Genomic DNA, 22,646 nt, shown 5'->3' with positions numbered 1-22,646 from the left:
GGGAATTATTTATTACAATCTGTACGTTGTTAAAATCATTTTCCCCCTACAAGAATAACAAAAAGAATCAATACGTCAATCTTATTCCTCCCTGCAACGTAAAGTTACACGGATTGTCTTTTCGTATCGTCTGTACTTGCGAACCGTCATCAAAAAAGTAAGCCACTCCCGGTTCTACATACAAACCCACTCTATTACTTATGTTATATTGCGCACCGACAGCTCCCATCACTGAAAATTGTAGAGGTTTCACTGTTTCATCCTTACTGCCAATTTTTCCATATACGCACTTTTCCATGGCACCACCGGCAGCAACATACATCGTGAAAGACTTTTTATCTATAAAATTCCAATTTGCCCGTAAAGGTATACCGATATAATGTAACTTCTGATTCACCTTTTCCGAACTATCCTCATACTTGATATCCGAAGCAAGATAAGTGTATGTCAAACCTGTTTCCACAGAAAAACCTTTCACCAATCCTTTTCTTACGGAAAAGCCGAAACTCAATGGTTGCTTATGATCAATAGAGGCTATCCGAGTGGCACGTTTCTGTAGATATGGTAGCCCATCCTTAAAAATCAATTCCTCTCCCTCAGGAATAGCCAAAACTCCGTTAGCCGTTGAAGACAAGTCTATTTTTCCACCAAAACCACTACCGGGACTATTCTGTAGCATATTCTCTCCCATTGCATTGTCTCCCAAGGCCAATCCACCTGTATTACCTACTGACAAACCCACAGACCATCCACGCGATTTAGTACCCTTCTTTTCAACCGGTAAGAATAACTTATCTTTTCCATACGGACTACGGTGCATTACTTTTTCTTTTCTTCCCTTCTCCCTTTGCGACATAGCCGTCTCTTCTTTCCGGCCAACAGACTCTTCTACTACCTCTTCTTTATCTGCCTTCACCATATTTTCTACTGCCGGGACCTGTAAATCCATTTCTTCCTCCGTCTTATCCGCCACACTTACTTGCTGTGCCATCAAAGAATGACGCCCCATACCTGCCGATGATTTATTTTCACTGCTGTGAAAAGCTGGTTCCGATGAATTTGCCTGTACATCCGGCAACCGATTTTCCGGCAATTTATCAGGAAGCATAGCCAATGAAGGAACTGCCGCGTTGCGCACCTCATCCCCCACCGGACTTTGCAGTAACCATAAACTGATAGAAGATACAGCCACCAATAATACAGCCGCAGCAGCTACTGCCCACCGACGGAAAGGAATGATACGCCTTTTCTCTGCCAAAGGAGGTTTAGATACAGTCAATTCCTTCTCCAGCCGCTCCCATCCGGAAACAGGTAATGGTTCAGAATAGTCTTCTAACCGTTCTTTTATCTTTCGCATCCACAATTCATCTTCCATACGCTCTTTCATTTATCCATTCTTTTTCATCCACTCTCTCACCTTTACCGCCAAAGCAGCCTTAGCACGTGTCAACTGTGAAGCAGACGATTTCTCATTAATTCCCAACAATCGGGCTATCTCCTTATGAGATTTCTCTTCAAAAATATATAGGTTGAATACGGTACGGTAACCGGCAGGAAGTCCACTGATAAACTGCATCAATACTTTTTGAGGGATACTGTCCATTGACGACGCATCAGGTTCTTCATACACCTCGGGGACATCTTCCAACGCAGCCGACTGATTCATTACATCATTCTTCCGCAAATACTGCAAAACCGTATTCACCATCACACGCTCCATCCATGCCCGCAAAGACCCTTCTCCCCTCCAAGTGAATTTATCAAAGGAATCGTAAAGTTTCAAAAAACCGTCATGCATCAGATCCTGCGCCGTTTCACGATCACCCGCATAACGAAGGCAGACACCGAACATACGCCCTGCATAATGCTCATACAGTTCTTTGCGGGCAAGATTATCTCCTTGCCTACACCGTTCTGCCAGTTCCTGTTCTTCCATTCTTCCTTTTAACACGTGTTTATCCTATAAATGCAACGGGAACAAAAATACTGCATCAAAGAGATAAGAATTTCACACTTTGGTTTCTTTAACAATCTATTGTGCAGTATTTACATTTTGACTGCATTTTCTTCATACAAGAATTAAGACTGAATTAATTAACAAAACCTCTACTTATGAAGAAATTCAAAATAACTCTTAACGCATTTCTACTTTTAGTCATTACAATGCCCTTGTTGCAATCATGTCTGGATGATTGGGATGACAGAGAGCGTTCATCACTCACCATCGGTACAATAAGAATTATTGAAGGGAAGGATTATTATTTCTCCCTGGATGATGGAAGCAAGATGTATCCGAGCGATACTGCGTACATTAACAATTACGCATTGACAGAAGGTCAACGTGCATTTATTTACTTCAACCTGTTAGATGAAAAAATGGACGGTTATGACTATAACGCCCAAATAAACCACATCGAAAATATACTGACTAAAGATATCTACTCCATGCCGGAAGAAAAAGCCGATAGCATCGGTGATGACCGTATCAATGCAACAAACTTGTGGATTACGGGAGACTATCTGAATATTCAGTATCAACTATTTCATAATGACAATCCGGAGAAAAAGCACATGCTGAATTTGGTCATAAATGAAGCCTCTGATGGTAAAAATGATAAAGAGGGTTACATTACCCTTGAATTCCGCCATAATGCATATAAAGACGAACAACGTTTATTGGGTACCGGACTTGTTTCTTTCAAGTTAGACAAGATAGCCAACCAACTGGAAGGCAAAAAAGGACTAAATATCCGTGTCAGAAGCTTATATGATGGCGAGCGCTACATCACAGTAAATTTGAAGGACAAAGAAATGTAAACTGGCGGGAAGCACTCCTCCCTAACATTCCCCCAAAGCAGGACGATAAAACATATCGTCCTGCTTTGGATATATAAACATCCATAACCTTTTGCCTGTTCGACTATTTATATATACCTTTGTTTCAAAACACCAAAATTACCAAAGAACGACATGAAGGTTATCTATAAAGTAGCGTTTCTTATATTCTGCCTATTACTAAATACATCCTTTTCACAGGGGAAAGACACAGACAATAGTATTGATTATATACTCATCATCAATACCTATAATGATTCCAATCCATGGAGTACTCATCTCATCACCCCGATAGTCAACATGGTGGCTCGCAATAACAAGATTGGAATATACACAGCGCATTTAAAAATGCTTACGCAAGATACGAGCAAACTACAATCCTTCGAAGAAAACATATGTAACGAACTTTCCACCCATGTTCCGAGTCTTATCGTATTTATAGGAAGCGCAAGTTTCATTTTATGCGATGACCTGAACAGGGTGTGGCCTGATATCCCGATGGTTTTATGCGGTGAACGCGATTATACAGGTTCCAGAGACATTATCGGTATGGGACACGCTCTCAGCGAAGAACAACGTATCCCCCTTATCAATATGCAGGGAGAACTAAATATGACCATGATACACGCCAATATTTTTCTGGAAGAAAATATAAAGCTCATGAAACAGCTTATTCCCCAAATGAATAAAATTCTATATATTGGAGACGAGACCTATATCTGCCAGCAAAATGATTATGACCTGTCAAAAATAATCCGTGAGAAATATCCTACACTGGAATATAATTTTATTTCAGCCAAGGAAACCAGTACAGACAGCCTTTTCTGTATCCTGAACAAAGTAGACACCCAAACTACCGGTGTCTTGTTTTCATCCTGGCTCCGTAAAAAAGACTTTGACGGAAATGCAATAATGACCACCAACTCCCACCGTATCATAGCCACTTCTCCCGTACCCTTATTTTCTTCCAAAACAATAGGAATTGACGAAGAAGGAGGAATAGTAGGTGGATACATTTACAATGAAGAAAATTACATCAATCATCTTCTCAATTCCATCAATGAGATATTACATGGGAAATAAGCCCGTGAAATACCTTTCTATCATGCCACTGATGCAGCCCCGACATTCAATTACCAATCACTGCTTCAACGTAATCTAGACCCCAAACGCTGCCCCCCAAATACGGTTTTCTACAATGCCCCTCCTACTTTTTGGGAAAAATATGAGTATATAATAATAGGAGCCACATGCATCATCATACTTTTGCTGCTTATTTTCCAATATCATCGTCTCCGCGTACTTGAAAGGATGAAGCGTATCCAGCAAAAAGAATTGCAAACTACCACAAAATATTATGGCCTTATCAATAATATGCCCATTCTTTATATATCCGAAGAACTGATAAAAAATGAAGAAGGTAAAATTATTGATACCAAATGTACTGATGTAAACAAACATTTTGAAGAAAAATTCTTCAAACGTAAAGATATCATCGGCAGACGGGGAAGTGAGATGTTCCCCGATTCCATGCCGCAATTCTTGCATTTTATGAATATAGCCCTGCAGGAAAAACGTTCCATCACATTCTCCTATTATTACAAAGATATTGACATCTTCTACGATATAGTAGTCAATGCCAACGGAAACGGGCGTTTTATGGATGTATTTTGTCTGGATAGTACAGAACTCCACAATACTCAAAAGCAACTTCGTTCTATCAACCATAAACTCTCAATGGCCCTCGAAGTAGCCAATATCGTTCCTTGGAAGTGGAATATACAGAACCACACTATTCTTTGCGATGTAAACAAACCGATTGAACTGAGTAATGCCAATGTAGAAATTAATGAAGAACAACTTTCAGTGGATGACAGCCAATATTTCTCCAAAATATACAAAGAAGATCTTCCTAAAGTAAAAAAAGCCTATGCCGACTTGATAGCCGGGCGTATCTCTAAAGTGAAAGAAGAATATCGTGTGATTAACCGCCTCAACGGCATCAAACATGTTGACTGGGTAGAAGCTCAGGCTGCCATAGAAAGCTATGATGAAAAAGGTAACCCTTTGACTTTAGTAGGATCTTCCTTAATCATCAACGAACGGAAGAAAATGGAGACGGACTTGATTTCAGCTAAAACCCGTGCAGAAGAGTCCAATCGGCTCAAATCCGCTTTCCTTGCCAATATGAGCCACGAAATCCGTACACCACTTAATGCTATCGTGGGTTTTTCCGGTATCTTGGCATCCACAGAAGCTGAAGAAGAAAAACAAGAATATATCAGTATCATTGAAAACAACAATACTCTGTTATTGCAACTCATCAGTGACATTCTTGATCTCTCTAAAATAGAGGCAGGTACTATGGAGTTTGTTTATTCTGATTTTGAATTGAACAAAGTAATGATAGAATTGGAAAGTTCACTCCGCCTGAAACTATCTGCCGAAAAAGAAGTAACCCTCTCCTTTGAAACCAAAATACCGGAATTACATATTCATGCCGAGCGAAATCGCTTGTCACAACTCATCATCAACTTAGTAACCAACGCTATCAAGTTTACCGAAAAAGGTAGTATCCGTTTCGGTTACGAAAAACGGGATAACAATACTCTCTTCTTTTATGTCTCCGATACAGGGTGTGGAATACCCGAAGGGAAGCAGGAAGACATCTTCGACCGCTTTGTCAAACTGAATACCTTTGCCCAAGGTACCGGATTGGGACTTTCCATCTGTAAAACCCTTGTCCAAAACATGGGTGGTGATATCGGGGTGAATTCCAAACCTGATGAAGGATCTACCTTCTGGTTTACTCTCCCTTATGTCCCGGTCACCGATTATCAACAGGAAGAGTTAAAAGTCGAACCGATAAAAATAAAGAAACAAAAAATCACTATTCTCGTCGCCGAAGACCATAATAGTAATTATCGCCTGATAGAATCGATTCTAAAGAAAGATTATGATCTGGTACATGCTTGGAATGGACAAGAAGCGGTAGAACTATTCAGAGAATATGATCCACAACTCATCTTAATGGATATCAACATGCCGGTGATGGATGGATATGAAGCAACCAAAGAGATACGTAAGTACTCCACTCAAATACCTATCATCGCCGTCACAGCTTTTGCATATGCTTCAGACGAGCAAAAGGTTATGGAAAATGGTTTTGACGCCTACATGGCAAAACCTATCAATGCCAACCAACTGAAAAATCAAGTAACAAATATGTTGAAACGGCACATCATCTTTATGTAACATTTGTATTTCATATCCCGTTTCACCTTTCTAGGTTTTCTATTTTCCGGGTTCAGAGATTTTTTTCCGATAAGGTTTCGATAGTCTCTCTAATTTTGGCGAAAATCAAAATGGGATATGAAAACAAAAAAACATTTCATTCTACTGTCCAGTCTTGTCCTTGTATTTAGTGCCTGCAATGGTAAGGATACGAAAAATGAACAAGACCTACAAGTTTATACAACAAAAGCCATTGCCTCCGTACAGGAGAGCCAAAAAGAATTTCCATTTATTGCCCAACCGTTCCGAACGTCTGAATTATCATTCAGAGTTAGCGGCCCCATCGACCATTTCGATGTATATGCCGGTAACCGATACAACCGGGGCAGTATTATCGCTGAAATAGACCCACGTGATTTCAAGATCAGAAAAGAACAGGCAGAAGCAGTCTATAATCAAGCCAAAGCTGAATTTGAGCGTATTCAAGTACTCTATCAAAAAGAAAATATCTCAGCCAGTGCCTATGAGAAAGCCAAAGCTGATTATATTTCAGCTAAAATGGCTTTTGAAACGGCAGTCAATGAATTGGAAGATACCCGTCTGACAGCTCCGTTCAACGGATATGTAAGCGAAGTCTACATTGAGAAATTCCAAGACGTCAAAGCCGCTCAACCTATACTTTCCCTAATAGATATCCATCAGTTGAGAATAGAGATTTATGTACCTCAAGAGATTGCTTACGCCACACGGTCACTGGACAACGTACAAATCCGTTTCGATGCTCTGCCCGATAAAATCTACCGTGCAAAAATCATTGAAATATCCAAAGGAACTACCCGTAATAATCTTTCATATCTGCTTACGGCTATGTTACCCAATGAAAACGGTGAACTGCTGGCAGGCATGTCCGGCAAAGCGATGCTGAGCATGCCGCAAACAGAGGGTGCTACCGGGGTCTGCATCCCCCAGGAAGCACTCTGCCACCGTCCTTCAATAGGTAATTACGTTTGGGTAATTACCTCTACCGCACAAGCCGAGCGTAGAAAAGTAACCATCGATAAACTTTTGCCGGAAGGTAAGGCTAAAATTTCAACCGGCCTGAACGAAGGGGAGACTATCGCTACAAGTGGACTCCGCTTCTTATCAGACGGTACAAAAGTAACCATCCTTACTAAACAGAAAAACTCATGAAACCGGTTAAATATTTTCTACAGAAGAAAGCAGTCACCACCCTGCTATTGATATTGGTCTTGGCAGGTGGACTGTTTTCGTACATCAAAATGGGGAAATTGGAAGACGCCCCTTTCACCATCAAGCAAGCATTGGTACTGACTCCATATCCGGGTGCTTCCCCTTCCGAAGTACAGTCACAGGTAACGGATGTAATCGAAGAGTCCATCCAATCTATGGGCGAGCTCTATTATCTCAAAACAGAAAATCGTGCCGGATTGTCAAAGATTACCGTCTTTGTAAAGAAAGAAATCCGTGCCGACGAAATGCAGCAACTGTGGGATAAACTGCGCCGGAAGGTAAACGATGTACAAAGTAAATTACCTGCCGGAGCAGGTCCATCCGTTGTCAATGATGACTTTGGTGACGTATTGGGCGTATTCTACGGGCTGACAGGTAATGGACACACCTATCGTGAACTGGAAGACCATGCTAAAATTATCAAAAACGAACTTCTGAAAATCAAAGATGTTGCGAAAGTTGAAATATATGGAACACAAACCCCTACAATAGATATCTCCATCAGTCCCTCTGTCATGGCACGCAGTGGCATCACTACAGCTGATATCATCCATGCTTTCGAAGCTCAAAACAAAGTGGTGGATGCCGGAGGAATAGATGTGGGTCCTAATCGTGTCCGTATAGAGTCTACGGGAAGTTTCTATTCATTGGATGATATCCGGAACCTGACTATCGTATCACATACAGGCGAACATTTCCGTCTGGCAGACATCACGCAGATTGAAGAAAGTTACCAGATTCCTGCTTCCAACCTGATGCGTATCAACGGACAGCCTGCCATAGGCATAGCAATTTCAACCGTGCCCACCGGTAATGTTGTGGATATGGCAGAAGCCGTCAAAATACGCATCGGCCAATTATCCAAAGATATGCCCGAAGGTTACGAACTGGTTTCCATTTACGATCAGGGTTATGAATCGGCAGTAGCCAACCAAGGTTTTATTCTAAATCTTATCATTTCCGTCCTGACCGTTGTCGCCATTCTTTTATTCTTCATCGGGTTCAAGAACGGGCTTCTGATAGGTAGTGGCCTGGTATTCTCCATCTTTGCCACTTTGATTGTAATGCTTTGTACAGACATTGCTTTACAGCGTATGTCTCTTGCCGCCATAATCATCGCCATGGGTATGTTGGTCGATAATGCGATTGTCGTCTCCGATTCCGCCTTAGTCAATATGCAACGGGGCATGAGGAAGCGTGTCGCCATCATGCGCGCTTGTTCCTCTACGGCACTACCGCTACTGGCAGCAACGGTTATCGCCATACTCACCTTCCTGCCTATTTATTATTCTCCTCACATCACAGGCGAATTATTATCTTCATTAGTAGTAGTTATCGGGGTTTCCCTAATGTTCAGTTGGGTGTTCGCATTGACGCAAACCCCTTTCTTCATTCAGGAGTTTGTACGTCGTCCCCGCCCCGAAGAACTGAAAACCGCACTTTTTGACGGGAAATACTACAATATGTTCCGCCGCACGTTACATAAGGTCATCAAGTATCGCTACGCCACTGTAGGCTGCCTGATACTATTACTGATACTTTCCGCATGGAGTTTCAAATTCATCCCGAAAGTGTTCGTACCGGCGTTGGATAAGCAATATTTCACCTTAGACGTATGGCTTCCCGAGGGTACCAATATCAATGAAACCGACAAGTTGGCCGAAGAGATGGCAGAGTATATCCGTCAACACGGACAAACGGAAATGGTATCTACCTATGTAGGCAGAACCCCTCCCCGTTACTACTTGTCCAATGTCTCATTCGGGCCACAATCCAACTATGCACAACTTTTGGTGAAGTGCCACACTTCCAAACAGTCACGCCAGCTCAATGCGATGTTGCAAGATTCCATCCGTTTGAAATTCCCCGAACCACTCATCAAGGTAAACAAATTCGAATTGAGTCCTTTGACGGAAGCTGTCATCGAAGCCCGTTTCCTGGGACCCGATCCTGCCGTACTGGACTCTCTAGTAGGACAGGCCATTGAGATCATGCGACGTAATCCCAAAGTGGCGGACGCCCGCAATGAATGGGGTAATATGTCATTGATGCTGCGCCCGGTTTACGATCCCGTAAAAGCCGGAGAACTGGGTATCACCAAAGCCCAAATGATGCAGTCCGTCAAATCCATCAGTGACGGAACGGTAATCGGTATTTACCGTGACAACGAGAAGAAAGTACCTGTCCTGTTGAAATCCGAAGGATATGATATCACGGATGCCACTTCCCTCGGCGACTTCTCCGTATGGAACGGTGAACGTTCCGCTCCGTTGTCACAAGTAACGGAACGTCTTGAGACGAGTTGGGAATTTCCACAGATACGTACCTATAACCGCCAGCTCAGTATGGCAGCTATGTGCGGCGTAAAACCCGGACATACCATGGCAGAGGTACATGGAGAAATCCGTAAGGAAATTGAAACCATGGCTTTACCCGAAGGTTATACTTTTTTCTGGGATTCTCAGTTCAAGGACCAAGCAGAAGCAATGCAGGCTATTGCCAAATTTTTTCCGCTGGCATTTCTCATGCTCATCGTAATATTGGTAGCTTTGTTCGGTAACTTCCGAGAACCGGTCATTATCCTGTGCGTCTTGCCGCTGTCACTTATCGGTGTTGCCATAGGCATGCTACTCACCGGTTTTGATTTCGGTTTCTTCCCCATAGCCGGATGGCTAGGATTGCTCGGCATGATTATCAAAAACGTGATTGTACTGATAGACGAAATCAATGTACAACGTCGTGAAGGAATAGTGCCCTATAAAGCAGTGATAGAAGCCACTGTTTCGCGTACGCGTCCGGTATTGATGGCAGCTACCACCACCATTCTGGGCATGATACCTCTACTCTTCGATATCGCCTTCGGTGGTATGGCGGCTACCATCATATTCGGTCTCACATTTGCCACACTACTGACCCTATTCGTCACTCCGGCATTATACGTCTTATTCTATAAAGTAAAAATAAAATAGGTATGAAACATATATATATTTTACTCTTTTTCTTCTTGTGTGTCCCGTCCGTATTTTCCCAGCAAAATTCTTTGCTGGAGAAATATCGGACTATGGCACTGGAGTATAATCACGATTTACAAGCAGCAGACAAGAATATCGCCTCCAGTATGGAGCTGATTAAATCTGCCAAAGCCGACTTAAAGCCTAAGCTTTCCGGTGAGGCCAATTTCCAATATACCGGAAATCCCATAGAATTGACCTTGAATCTCCCTCAAACCGGGCACCCTCTCACTTTTGAAGGGCGCGACATGAAATACGGTGCTTCTCTCTCACTGATGCAACCCCTTTATACCGGTGGACGTATCCTCGAAACGATTCGTCTGGCAAAGTATCAACAGTCCATGAACGTACATCAGGCAGAACTACTCCAATCATCTGTTTGTTACCAAACAGATATGCAATATTGGAATGCCGTAGCCCGCTTTGAGCTAATCCGCATCGCCACAGAATACCGTAATTCCGTAGCTTCACTGGTAAAAACCATCCGCGAACGTGTAGAGGTCGGCCTTGCAGACCCGCAAGACCTGCTTATGGCAGAAGTCAAATTAAATGAAGCCCAATACCAAGTATTACAGGCACAAAGCAATTTCGATACCGGACGCATGGCACTCAACTCACTGATAGGAGTTGAGCTCAAAGCTGAAACCCAGATAGAAGATACTGTTCCCAACATCTCTCTATCCGAGGACTTATTACTTACAGATGGCAGTAACCGTCCCGAAATAAGGATAGCCCATGACCAAATAAGGATAGCTGAAAGCACCGGTAAGCTCACAGACTCCAAATACAAACCTCAACTCTACATCGGTGCGGATGGTACTTATTCCTCCCCGGGTTATAATTTCAAAAGTGATCTCGATCCCAACTATGCCATTTATGCCAAGCTATCTGTTCCTCTTTTCGAATGGGGGAAACGCCGTAATGAGAAACGTGCTTCTTCCTGGAAAGTAGGTATGGCTAATGATTACCTGAATAAAATAACCGATAACGTTAATCTGGAAGTACAAACAGCTCATACTTCCTTATTACAAGCCATATCACAAGTATCTCTTACAGGTAATTCACTGGAAAAAGCCCGTGAAAACGAACGGAAAGCCCTGGAACGTTATGAAGAAGGAAAAACATCCGTCATCGATGTCATCGAGGCGCAAACCTACCGCCAGGCATCACAAATAAACTATGTACAAGCCAAAGTTTCTGCACAAGGATACTATTCCGACCTAATAAAAGCTTTGCATAAGTATTGATATCCCGCAAAATATTATAGATTTGTCAGGAAAAAGAAGAATGAATATGAAATGGAGTAATTTGATATACGGTATTCTGTTTTCAGGATTGGGAGCTTTCTCCTATTTCCTGTTGGTGAACTACACCAACCTGACCCCTCGTATAGCCGATGCACTTTACTCGCGTGGTGCATTCATTTTCTTTATCCTGGCTTTCAATGTATTGGGGTATGCCATGCTCCGTCTCAGTTCATGGGTCAACACACAATATGCCGTAAACCTCCGTTCCCGGTGGAAAATACCCGTTATTTATTTAGTGGTAATGCTATTGTTCCTGTTACTGAATTACAGCCTGCTTGTGTGCGCCAAGATACTGGCCGGAGTATCAGAGCCTTTTCTCTTTCCCAACAACGGGTGGCGACTATTGATAGTAGTCTGGTTGGTAGAGTTGGTTATACTAGGATTATTACTTGCCAACCGTTCCATCCAGAGCACTCTACGATTACAAAAAAAGACAGCCTTGTTACAATCCGAAAACGACACTGCTCGATACACTGCCCTACAAAACCAACTGAACCCGCATTTTTTGTTCAATAGCCTGAACACGCTTATTGCCGAAATAGAATACAATCCCGCTAATGCAGTACATTTCACTAAACACCTGTCCAGTGTTTACCGCTACGTATTGCAATGCCAAGATAAAAATTCAGTTACTCTCACCGAAGAAATGGAATTTATGCGTTCTTACCTTTTTCTGCACGAAGTTCGTTTAGGTAATTGCCTTATTTGTCAAAGCGATATTCCTGCCCAATATACGGATAGCGCATTACCTCCCCTCACTTTACAACTGTTGGTAGAAAATGTCATCAAACATAATTCTATCACACAAAGTAAACCGATGACTATCACTATCCATATCGAAAACAAATACCTGATAGTCAGTAATTCCATACATCCCAAAAAGAGTGTAGTCTCTTCAGGTGTAGGTCTGAAAAACCTTGCCAAGCGATGTAAGTTGATATCTGGTAAAGATATCATAATCGAAAACAAAGACGGAATATTTACCGTAAAAGTACCTTTATTATATGAATAAACAGAATATAGTCATCATTGAAGACGAAATACCCGCAGCACGCCTGTTACACTCCATGATTACCCGTTTGCGTCCGGAGTGGAACATTACCACTTTGCCGGGTAGCGTGGAAGAAGCCATCGACTGGTTTGCCGCTCATCCCCACCCCGACCTTATATTTCTGGATATCCAGCTTGCCGACGGGAATTCGTTTGATTTCCTCTCTGCGGCACATCCTACTTCTGCCATTATTTTCACTACCGCATACGATCTGTATGCCGTCCGTGCTTTTACTGTCAACAGTATCGATTATATACTGAAGCCCGTAGATGAACAACGCCTATCTGATGCCATCTTGAAATACGAAAGTCAGCAAGAAAAAAGCTGCATCCGTCCCGATGAATACCTGCCTATCCTTCTGGAAGCTCTTCAATCCAGAGAGAAACAATACCGTACTCGCTTTCTTATCTATGGCATAGATCGTTTCTGGTCTTTACAAGTCAGTGACATCGCCTATTTTTATTCGGAAAATAAAGTGACTTTCGCCGTTACCCACAGTAATCAGGAACACATCATCGAGCTTTCACTCAACAAATTGATGGAGCAGCTCGATCCCGACCGCTTTTTCCGTGCCAATCGGCAAATCATCCTTTGTATTGATGCTATAGACCATGCAGAACCATATTTCAATGGAAAACTGTCCGTCACCGTCCGTCCACCATTCAAGGGTAAGATAACCATTAGCGAAGAAAAACTTTCCGCCTTCAAACGGTGGCTTAATTTCTAATTTAATGAGAAAGAGCACCTTTTTCATGAGAAAGACGTATCTTTGCAACTCATTTTGCAAAACTACTATCAATAAATATGAAAAAAGGACTTTTATACGCTATACTGGCGTCTATATTATGGGCTATTGTCAACCCGTTTATCAAGCAAGGACTAAGTTATGATTTTACCCCGATGAACTTCGCAGGTATCCGTTTCATCAGCGTAGGCATTTTGTTGTTCGCCTATACCTGGCACAAAGGGATGTGGCAGGAAATCAAGCAACATAAAAAACTGTTCCTCAACCTGATCTTCATTAACATGTTTATGGGTTACACCGCTTTTTATTTCGGTGTAGATTTCGTCAGTGGAGCCATATCCTCCATCATCATGGGCATGACCCCACTCATCAATGTTCTGTTAGCCCACCTTTTGGCAAGTGATGATAAATTGAACGGTCACAAGATAGTCAGCCTCATCGTCAGTCTCGTAGGGTTACTACTCATCGTAGGAATGGGAAGTGACGGTAAGCCTTTGGATTGGAAAGGTATCACAGGTATTGTCCTGTTACTTCTGAGTATTGTTTTTCAAGGATATTCCGCCATCTCCGTGTCCGAAGAGAAAGGGAAAGTAAATCCCATCTTCCTGAACGCCGTACAAATGTTCTTTGGCGGTGTCCTTATCTATGTTGTCGGACTCAGCACAGAAGGTTATCACACTTTTATCGGAAAACCTATCGGTTTCTATATCAGTCTCGGCATCCTGGTATTTATATCCGTGTTTGCCTTTAGTTTCTGGTTCATGGCACTCCAAAGCAAAGGAGCTAAAGTCAGCGATATCAACATGTGCCGTCTTATCAATCCGATACTCGGCGCTATATTAAGCTGGATGATGCTGGCGGACGAACATCCCACTTTCAGTACCGTGACAGGTATGATAATTATCGTTTGCTCACTGATTATTTATTTCAAAGGAACGGATATAGTGAGACATTTCGCTACAAAAAAATAAAACGTTTCTAATACTTTCATAATTTAGGAGCGGATTTTACTCCTAAATTATGAAAATATACTTTTTCTACTTTTTCTCCACTCCTGCCAGTATTTTCCACACAATAGCGCTTAAGGCAGCACCAACAAACGGAGCTACAATGAATAACCACAATTGAGAAAGAGCTGTACCTCCCTGAAACAATGCCGGGCCAATACTACGTGCAGGATTAACAGAAGTTCCTGTAATAGGAATACAGACTATGTGCACCAATACCAGAGTCAAACCTATCGCTAAACCAGCAAAAGCGCCTGCACCTTTCTTTTCATCCGTTGAACCAAGAACCACTAACACAAAAATAAATGTAAATACAGCCTCCGCAATAAAAGCCTGCAACATCATTCCATCAGTAAAGCCATTAGAACCTGTAGCAGTAGGCCCTCCATGACCTCCGGTTGAAACTAACGCAAAAAGAATGGCCGAACCGATGATTGCTCCAATTACCTGAAATATCATATACATAGCCGCATCTTTTCCTGTCATTCTCCCTGACAAGAAAACGCCCAATGTGATAGCCGGATTAATATGACAACCAGAAATTCCACCAATGGCATACGCCATAGCTACTACAGACAAACCAAAAGCGAAAGCAACTCCCAGAGTACCTACCCCTGCACTTACCGCCCCTGCCGCACTACCTGCAAATACCGCACTACCACATCCCATCAATACCAGAACCATGGTTCCAACCATTTCCGCAATGTACTTTTTCATATTATTAGTATTTTAATTAAACAAGATATTACAAATATAGATAATGAAAAGGATAAAAACAAGAAAACAATCTTGATACCGCTACATACAATTATAAAGCCACCATCCCAAGTATCCCCAGGCTATCTGTGCACCAAACCATTCCTCGCGTGATGCAAAACTATTTTCAGTCTTTTCTTGATAGAACTTTCCGGTAGTACTGCGTTGCATCATTTCCAACATTCGCTGATTTCTGGCCTTAGCCCAATCCATAGCTTTGACTGAAAGACCGGTATCCCAGCTAAAAATATGAGCCATAATATCCATCAACCAGTAATTTTCTTGCCGTCCTGTTCCCCAATCATTACCTTCAGGATAGTACATGAGAGAAGATGCATGCCCATCATCGGTCTTTTGATAGATAGTTTTACCATTGAACAATCGCTCGGTAAGAGTATGATAAAGAAGTTCTCCATTATAAACAGAAGACTGTAAAGGCTTACAACGTGCCAGATTATAAACCCAAGTATTTGTAGCATTGTGCATAAAAGCAACCATATAATCGGGATGAATAATAGAATGGTTGATCACCGTTCCATCAGGATTTACATTACTGCCTTGTAGAAAATCATTCAACTTAATACCATCTATCACTGTATCCCGATGAATATCGTCAGGTGTAGCATAAGCCGAAAGTTGAAGCTCTATATTCTTTTTCATCCACCGATTATAATTTGCCGCTTTAGGCATCATAGCTGTAGCTATAGTAAGTATGTTTGAATTCCACGCGTTTTCTTCTGCTTTTGTATCACCCTTAAAAATAATATTTCCAGCTTTATCGCGATAATAAGGAATATCATAGTTCAAGAAACGATCAGCTTCATGCACCATCATACGGCATACCAATTCACGATCGTCATCAGACAGCTTATCCCAAACCATCCAAGCTGCTTCGGCCACCTGAGAAGCCCATAATGCACTTTGCCATTGATCTCCCCATCCTTTTTCATTAGAATTCGCCTTATGCCTGTAAGCAACAGAACGAACCAGACGACAAAGTATATCCAACGCTCCCTTTTCAGTCACTCCTATTACTTTCGCATCATAAACTTTAAGTTTTATGCATACAGCCAACGTAAAGGCAGCATGAGAGATAGGACGAATGAAATGTTCGGTATTTCCTCCAAAATCCAAATATTGCCCCTTCTGATCGTTGAAATGTTTTACATCATTATACCACATATTCAACAAATACTTATTATTTTGCCGCAAAAGATATTTCACCTCTTTGGAAAAAGTATCTTGAGGTGATTTACATTGCCATACTTCAGGTGCAATAGGTATAACCTGATTTCTCAGAGAAGAATTATCTCCGGCACATACAATTTGTGGAGCCCAAAATGACATGCCCAAAAACAAAAAGAAAAGAATGTTTTTCATTGGATGATTATTTTTATGTGTTTTATTTCCGAAATCCATAAGAGCATTTATGTATATACTCTTCATCTATATACAAAAGTACAATTTTTCTTCATCAAAATCTATCTTAAGCCTAAAAAAAAAGAGACAAGAACCTTTATTACAGTTTCTTGTCTCAATTTTATCAGATTTATTTTGCGGAGAGACGGGGATTCGAACCCCGGATACCCTTTAGGGGTATACACGCTTTCCAGGCGTGCCTCTTCAACCACTCGAGCATCTCTCCTTGTTTTCGGAGCGCGAAAGTAAGACATCTTTTTGAGATATCCAAATCATCACTCCTTTTTTCCTAATAAAAGTCAGGCTTTTCCCATAAAACAGTACAGAAAGAACTAAGCCTCAACAGTCAACTTATTATGATCCGACATTTAAAACACCCGGATGTATTGCCCCAAAACATCCGGATGTTGTTGACGAAAACATCCCCATGTTGTAAGGTAAAACACCCGGATGTTTTAAGTGGCAAGTATAAAGTTTTAAGTTCAGAAAACATAATGATAATCGTTTAAATCTATGAACAACCACACCCCAGCCTTATTTGATACCTATCCGATATCTCTTAAATACGACTTCTATGACCAATTCCACACAAGTCTCCAGATTATTCCACACTCTCTTCCACAACTTCCACACTTTTTTCCACACTTTTCCACAACATCCCTATATGCCCTAACAGGATAAAACACTATTAATCAATATCATATATACATAATACCTACTTTCGGCACAGTTCTTGCTTTTTTCTCATACAGATTTTGTTTTAAAATATTACTAATATGAGAGAAAGAACACAAAGAAAAAGGATATGGGTAACGGGTATCTATATTCTATTATTCTTATCTACCCCCCTATCCGCACAAATGGCGTCACCCTTACAAGGGAATGTAGAAACAACCATCGAAAGTGCTGCTACCATCGATACGGGGGGCGAGTTAACTCCAGATGGTAAAAAAATTGTAAAAGGTTTCGTCAGTGATGAACATGGTGAAAGTATCATTGGTGCCACAGTAGTGGTGAAAGGGCATCCTGAAACAGGTACTGTAACCGATGTAGATGGAAAATTCACACTGGAAGTGGAACCCCGAAGTATTCTTGTCATCTCATACATCGGATACAATCCACAAGAGACGCGTGTAAGCCGTAAAACTCCGTTCTATAATATCATTCTAAAAGAGGATAACCAACTATTGGAAGAAGTGGTAGTGGTGGGTTATGGTACAGTGAAAAAAAGTGACCTGACCGGATCCGTATCCACTGTCGGTACGCGTAGTTTTGAAAGTCAGCCTGTGACCAATGTCTCACAAATCTTACAGGGACGTACATCTGGCGTAGAAGTTACTTCCACCAGCGGCATGCCCGGTTCAGGAGCCAAAGTACGTATCCGTGGTACCACATCTATCAACAAAAGTAGTGATCCGTTGTATGTAATCGACGGAATTATTTCGTCTAGTGGGCTGGACGGACTAAATCCTCAGGACATCCAGTCCATGGAAATCCTGAAAGATGCTTCGTCCACAGCCATTTATGGTTCGCGCGGAGCCAATGGTGTCATCCTCGTCACTACCCGAAGTGGAGAGGAAGGACGGGCCAGAGTGACTTTCGACGCTAAGATAGGATTGTCATCAGTACGGAAAGACTATGATTTACTCAATGCATACGAGTACGCCCAGGCATTAAATGACATCCGTGGTTCGCAGACCATCTCTCCAGAAGATATGGAAGCCTACCGCAATGGTACAAAAGGTATCAACTGGCTAGATTTAATGACCCGTACTGCCTTAAGCCAAGACTATAATGTAGGCATATCCGGTGGAACGGAAAAGGTGAAGTACCTCCTTTCGGGTAATGTGCTGGACCAACAGGCCGTCACCATCAACTCCAAATACAAGCGTTATGGTTTCCGCGCCAATATAAACGCCGACATTCGTCCGTGGCTCTCTTTGTCCGCCCGTCTGAATACAGCCATTATCCATCAAGAAAACGGTGCACCCAGCTGGTTCCACGTACTGAATTTTTCACCCACCATGGAATTACGTGATCCTGAAACAGGTATTTATAACAACGACCCCTACAATATCGGTACGGGAAATAATCCTTACGGTGTGGCAATGGAAAATTACAGCGATTCGTATAGTTATAATGTAAACGCCAACCTAAATCTACTCTTTAAAATTGCTAAAGGATTGACATTCAACATACAGGGAGGTTACGACTACGATCATAGTCCCTCTTACTCTTTCAGTTCCAAGTTGATAGCCCCCGGAGCCATCAACAGTATGAGTAACAGTAGCAGCCTGCACCGTTACTGGCAAAACACCAACAACTTGACTTACCAAGGACAGTGGGGTGACCATTCGCTGACTGCCACGGGAGTGTGGGAGATCAGCCGTACCATAGATACCGGTCTGAGTGCCAGTGGTTCGAACCTGAATAATGAAAGTGTAGGTTACTGGAATATAAGCAATGCCGCTGTACGAAGTGAAAGCAACTCATATACAGAAGCTTCGCTTGCATCGGGTATCATACGTGCCAGTTATGACTATAAGAAACGTTACTTCTTGACCGCCGCTCTCCGTGCCGACGGTTCGTCAAAGTTCCAAAAAGACCACCGCTGGGGATGGTTCCCTTCGGCTGCCGTGGCATGGGATGTAGCCAAAGAAAAATTTATGGCTAATCAAAAAATACTAAAACAACTGAAATTACGCGCCAGTTATGGTGTAACGGGTAACGAGGCCATTTCGGCATATAGTACGTTGGGAATGTTGTCGGGTACTAGCTATGGATGGGGTACCACCACCGGCTATACAGGTTACTGGGGTAACCAGTTTGCCACTCCCGAACTGACATGGGAAAAGACATATCAATATGACATAGGTCTGGACGTAAGCCTACTGGGCATAGACATTACAGTAGACTGGTTTAAAAAGCGCACAGTAGATCTACTTTTCCAAAAACAAGTACCTCGTTACAATGGTGGCGGATCGTATTGGGTGAACCAGGGCAAACTGAACAATACCGGTGTGGAATTTTCGTTCAGCACTTTTCCTGTCAAGAGTACTCTGGTATGGGAGACTTCTTTCAATGCTTCATATATAAAGAACGAAGTAATAGACCTGGCAGGTAACGACTTCGTACTGAGTGCCAATTATAGTGATCTGGGCGGAGCCATGCAAATCATGAAACCGGGTTATCCATTGGGATCATTCTACGTGTACCAATGGAAAGGATTTGATGAAAACGGAGCTAACCTCTATCAGAAAGCGGACGGTTCGTTGACCACAACCCCTACTTCAGCCGACCTTGTTATCAAAGGGCAATCCAGTCCGAAATGGACATTGGGATGGAACAACACTTTATCGTGGAAAAACTGGACACTGAATATATTCTTCAATGCAGCTACAGGATATAACCGATTAAATATAAGCCGTTTCACCACTGCTTCAATGAGTGGTGTGTCACGCTTCATCAGTCTTCGTGACGCTTACTTCCGGGGTTGGGATTATGTAGATAATAAAGCCGAAGCGCTCTACCCCAGTATCAGTAACACTGATAATAAAAGCTATGCCAATTCCGACTTCTGGCTGGAAGATGCCTCATTCGTGAAGCTGAAAAACATCAGCCTGTCTTATAACATCCCGCGCCGCGCGACCAAAATTGCCGGTATCCAACTAACAGTCAGCGCACAGGATGTATTTACCCTGACTAAATATAAGGGTATGGATCCTGAAGTTTATACCGGCTACGATGGCTTGGATTATGGTGCCTACCCTGTACCACGTACTTTTACCTTCGCTGTAAAACTTAGATTTTAATAACCTATAATAGCATACAGACATGAAAACAAATTTTCATCATATTAAAGCCACCCTACTGGCAACTGCTGTAGCTTTTAGTCTGACAGCCTGCGAGGACTTTTTCAACGAAAAGCCATACGGACAGCTTACTACCGAAGGTTTCTTCAGTAATAAAGAAGATTTGGCTGCCTCTCTCAACGCACTCTACTCTGTGGTAGCTACCTCACAAGCCCAGAATAATTATTGTGGCACAAACTTCTTGGCAGGTGACGATCTGTCTACTCATCCCGCCAGTAACAAACAGCCTTTGCGTGAACATGATCAATATAACGTGACGGACAACAATTCATGGCTCGTCAGTATGTGGGAACAGCGATACTTAGTAATCAAAGCTGCTAACTTTATTATTAATAATGCTGACCGTACCCCAGACACCAGTAAGGAAGAAATTACCCGCGCCATTGCCCAGGCACACTATTGGCGCGCCTATTCCTATTTTTATCTGGTAACTACATGGGGAGCCGTACCTGTAATGTTGGAAGAAGAAATCAATTACAATGCCACTCTTACTCCGGTTGAGGAGGTATACAAACTTATTCTGTCCGACCTGAAAATCGCCGAAGCCGGTTGTCCTGTAATGTATGATTCCGAACCTTATGCACGGAACGGAGTGAATATCGCTGTCAGCCAAGCAGCGGTGAAAGCTACTATGGCTTATGTGTATATGTGTATGGCCGGATGGCCACTCAACAAAGGAGCCGAATACTATAAACTGGCAGCGGATAAAGCCGAAGAGGTAATAAATGGTGTAGAGAATGGGACTTACTATTACCGCCTGTTGGACGAATACAACCAAGTATACTCCGTTCAGTGGAGCGCAGCCAATCCTGAAGTATTGCTCGGTATCTACTATAACCGCGACCGTACCCCACAGATGACTCCGTTGGCCGACTTCTTGTTAGACCAGAAACAAGCAGGTTGGGGTGATACTAATGGAGAGATCAAATTCTGGAAAGAGTTCCCCGAAGGTCCCCGCAAAGATGCCACTTATTTTCCTAAAATTATGTTGGCCGATGGTGAACTACACGATTGGTGGTACGACACCGATCCTCCTTCACGCGAAGTAGTGGCGCCGGTATTTATGAAAACCGTGGAAGGTACAGAACGAGGTACAGAGTTTGACTATACCAATCCTACCCCTCTGCCACAGTTTGGCGAAAAGACCATCCAAGTGATCCGCCTTTCACAAGTTTACTGCTGGTATGCCGAAGCTATCGGCCGTTCGGGACAAGTCACCTCTAAGGCGGTAGATGTGTTAAATCATGTGCGTAACCGTGCCGACGGCCAATTATCCAATCTTTACAGTATCTCCATGACTCCCGATGAGCTTGCCGAAGCTGCTTATAACGAACATGGTTGGGAGATAGCAGGATACTACTGGGCCGGACTGGCCACCCGTGCACGTGACATGTTCCGCATGTACCGTTTCAAAGATCATTTTGAATACCGTAAAGAAAACCCGATGATCGAAGTGGCTCCCGGCATTATGCGAAACGAAGCTGTATCTGTCAGTGGTACATGGGATGATAGCCGTATGTATTCACCCTACCCCTACGAAGATTCTATACTGAACCCCAATTTGTAAACCCAACATCCCCACGCCGGAAGAAGAGGCTGTTAAGCCTCTTCTTCCGGTACTTCAAATTATTGAGATCCGGTTATTTACCCATAAAATCAATGCTTCATATCGTATTCCGAAACAGATAGGACAGTATAAAACGGAGAATGGCGGCAAAAATCCGTCCACGGATGACCGTGTTGTGATTGTCTGCCCGAAACCGCTTGTTCCGGAAACCTCAAAAGGTATGAAGTTGGCTTGTAACTGCTATTTAAAAGAGGGTGTAGCTGCTATTTGTATTGGCGGTGGCAATGGATGAAGAATAGATGTGAAATTTTATAAATGCAAAAAATGCAGAGTTTTATTTCTCTCATTTACTTATTTTTGCTTATATTATGACTATTTTCATGGGTTGTTTTTCAGTAACGATTTAGTAACGGAACTTTGTCAAAAGTGGGCATTTTCATGTCTTTCGGTTGTCTGCCGACCAAATAGAAAAAGTCCCGTAAAACATTGATTTTACGGGACTTGTCTTAGATTGGCTACCTAATGTCTTTAGGTTTCAGCGGAGAGACAGGGATTCGAACCCCGGGTGCCTCGCAGCACAACGGTTTTCAA

Annotated in this window: 13 protein-coding genes, 2 tRNA genes and 1 pseudogene (1 of these 16 running past the window's edge); 10 read left to right on the top strand and 6 right to left on the bottom strand. The window is 42.5% G+C overall.

The window, feature by feature from the left end; genetic code table 11:
• Window positions 1-67: 67 nt before the first annotated feature.
• A complete protein-coding gene (locus DXC10_RS11845) occupies window positions 68-1,387 on the bottom strand; it encodes an outer membrane beta-barrel protein (protein ID WP_117737920.1) in 1,320 nt (439 codons plus the stop codon).
• Window positions 1,388-1,936 (bottom strand): RNA polymerase sigma factor, encoded by a 549-nt coding sequence (locus DXC10_RS11840; protein WP_101543208.1) that lies wholly within the window; start codon window positions 1,934-1,936, stop codon window positions 1,388-1,390.
• 176 nt (window positions 1,937-2,112) lie between these two features.
• Here DXC10_RS11840 and DXC10_RS11835 point away from each other — a divergent pair, with 176 nt between their 5' ends.
• From DXC10_RS11835 to DXC10_RS11800, 8 genes and pseudogenes are all read left to right on the top strand, one after another.
• Window positions 2,113-2,817, top strand: coding sequence for a NigD-like protein (locus tag DXC10_RS11835; RefSeq protein WP_101543207.1), 705 nt, complete (start codon window positions 2,113-2,115; stop codon window positions 2,815-2,817).
• A 153-nt stretch (window positions 2,818-2,970) separates the two neighbouring features.
• Window positions 2,971-6,090: pseudogene (locus DXC10_RS11830) on the top strand (ATP-binding protein).
• Window positions 6,091-6,207: 117 nt separating this feature from the next.
• Window positions 6,208-7,260 (top strand): efflux RND transporter periplasmic adaptor subunit, encoded by a 1,053-nt coding sequence (locus tag DXC10_RS11825; RefSeq protein ID WP_117737919.1) that lies wholly within the window; start codon window positions 6,208-6,210, stop codon window positions 7,258-7,260.
• A complete protein-coding gene (locus DXC10_RS11820; RefSeq protein ID WP_101543204.1) occupies window positions 7,257-10,289 on the top strand; it encodes an efflux RND transporter permease subunit in 3,033 nt (1,010 codons plus the stop codon). The genes DXC10_RS11825 and DXC10_RS11820 overlap by 4 nt, the downstream gene beginning before the upstream one ends.
• A 2-nt stretch (window positions 10,290-10,291) precedes the next feature.
• The gene (locus DXC10_RS11815; RefSeq protein WP_101543203.1) at window positions 10,292-11,578 is read left to right on the top strand and encodes a TolC family protein; all 1,287 of its coding nucleotides are present in this window, start codon (window positions 10,292-10,294) and stop codon (window positions 11,576-11,578) included.
• A 46-nt stretch (window positions 11,579-11,624) separates the two neighbouring features.
• A complete protein-coding gene (locus DXC10_RS11810) occupies window positions 11,625-12,650 on the top strand; it encodes a sensor histidine kinase (protein ID WP_101543460.1) in 1,026 nt (341 codons plus the stop codon).
• Complete coding sequence (locus DXC10_RS11805; RefSeq protein ID WP_101543202.1) at window positions 12,643-13,416, top strand: LytTR family DNA-binding domain-containing protein; 774 nt, start codon at window positions 12,643-12,645, stop codon at window positions 13,414-13,416. Before DXC10_RS11810 ends, DXC10_RS11805 begins: the two co-directional genes overlap by 8 nt.
• Window positions 13,417-13,493: 77 nt before the next feature.
• The gene (locus tag DXC10_RS11800; protein WP_101543201.1) at window positions 13,494-14,405 is read left to right on the top strand and encodes a DMT family transporter; all 912 of its coding nucleotides are present in this window, start codon (window positions 13,494-13,496) and stop codon (window positions 14,403-14,405) included.
• A 66-nt stretch (window positions 14,406-14,471) separates the two neighbouring features.
• Here the strand turns inward: DXC10_RS11800 and DXC10_RS11795 are convergent, their stop codons facing one another.
• From DXC10_RS11795 to DXC10_RS11785, 3 genes are all read right to left on the bottom strand, one after another.
• Window positions 14,472-15,158: an MIP family channel protein gene (locus tag DXC10_RS11795; protein ID WP_101543200.1), complete on the bottom strand. Its 687-nt coding sequence runs from the start codon at window positions 15,156-15,158 to the stop codon at window positions 14,472-14,474.
• Between the two features lie 81 nt (window positions 15,159-15,239).
• Window positions 15,240-16,577 carry a hypothetical protein gene (locus DXC10_RS11790; protein ID WP_145998978.1) on the bottom strand — a complete coding sequence of 446 codons (1,338 nt, stop codon included), beginning with the start codon at window positions 16,575-16,577 and terminating at the stop codon, window positions 15,240-15,242.
• A 177-nt stretch (window positions 16,578-16,754) separates the two neighbouring features.
• A tRNA-Ser gene (locus DXC10_RS11785) sits at window positions 16,755-16,842 on the bottom strand.
• A 550-nt stretch (window positions 16,843-17,392) separates the two neighbouring features.
• Here DXC10_RS11785 and DXC10_RS11780 point away from each other — a divergent pair.
• Both DXC10_RS11780 and DXC10_RS11775 read left to right on the top strand, forming a co-directional pair.
• A complete protein-coding gene (locus DXC10_RS11780; protein ID WP_233519927.1) occupies window positions 17,393-20,428 on the top strand; it encodes a TonB-dependent receptor in 3,036 nt (1,011 codons plus the stop codon).
• 22 nt (window positions 20,429-20,450) lie between these two features.
• Window positions 20,451-22,055 carry a RagB/SusD family nutrient uptake outer membrane protein gene (locus DXC10_RS11775; protein WP_101543197.1) on the top strand — a complete coding sequence of 535 codons (1,605 nt, stop codon included), beginning with the start codon at window positions 20,451-20,453 and terminating at the stop codon, window positions 22,053-22,055.
• Window positions 22,056-22,594: 539 nt separating this feature from the next.
• Here DXC10_RS11775 and DXC10_RS16350 read toward each other — a convergent pair.
• Window positions 22,595-22,646: transfer RNA gene (locus DXC10_RS16350), tRNA-Ser, on the bottom strand (it continues 78 nt past the right edge of the window).

Origin of the sequence: Bacteroides sp. OM08-11 (assembly GCF_003438665.1) — a bacterium.
In the GTDB taxonomy this organism is placed as follows: Bacteria; Bacteroidota; Bacteroidia; order Bacteroidales; family Bacteroidaceae; genus Bacteroides; species Bacteroides cutis.
Note: the sequence above shows the minus strand (reverse complement) of the source record. Positions and strands in the feature narration are given on the sequence as shown.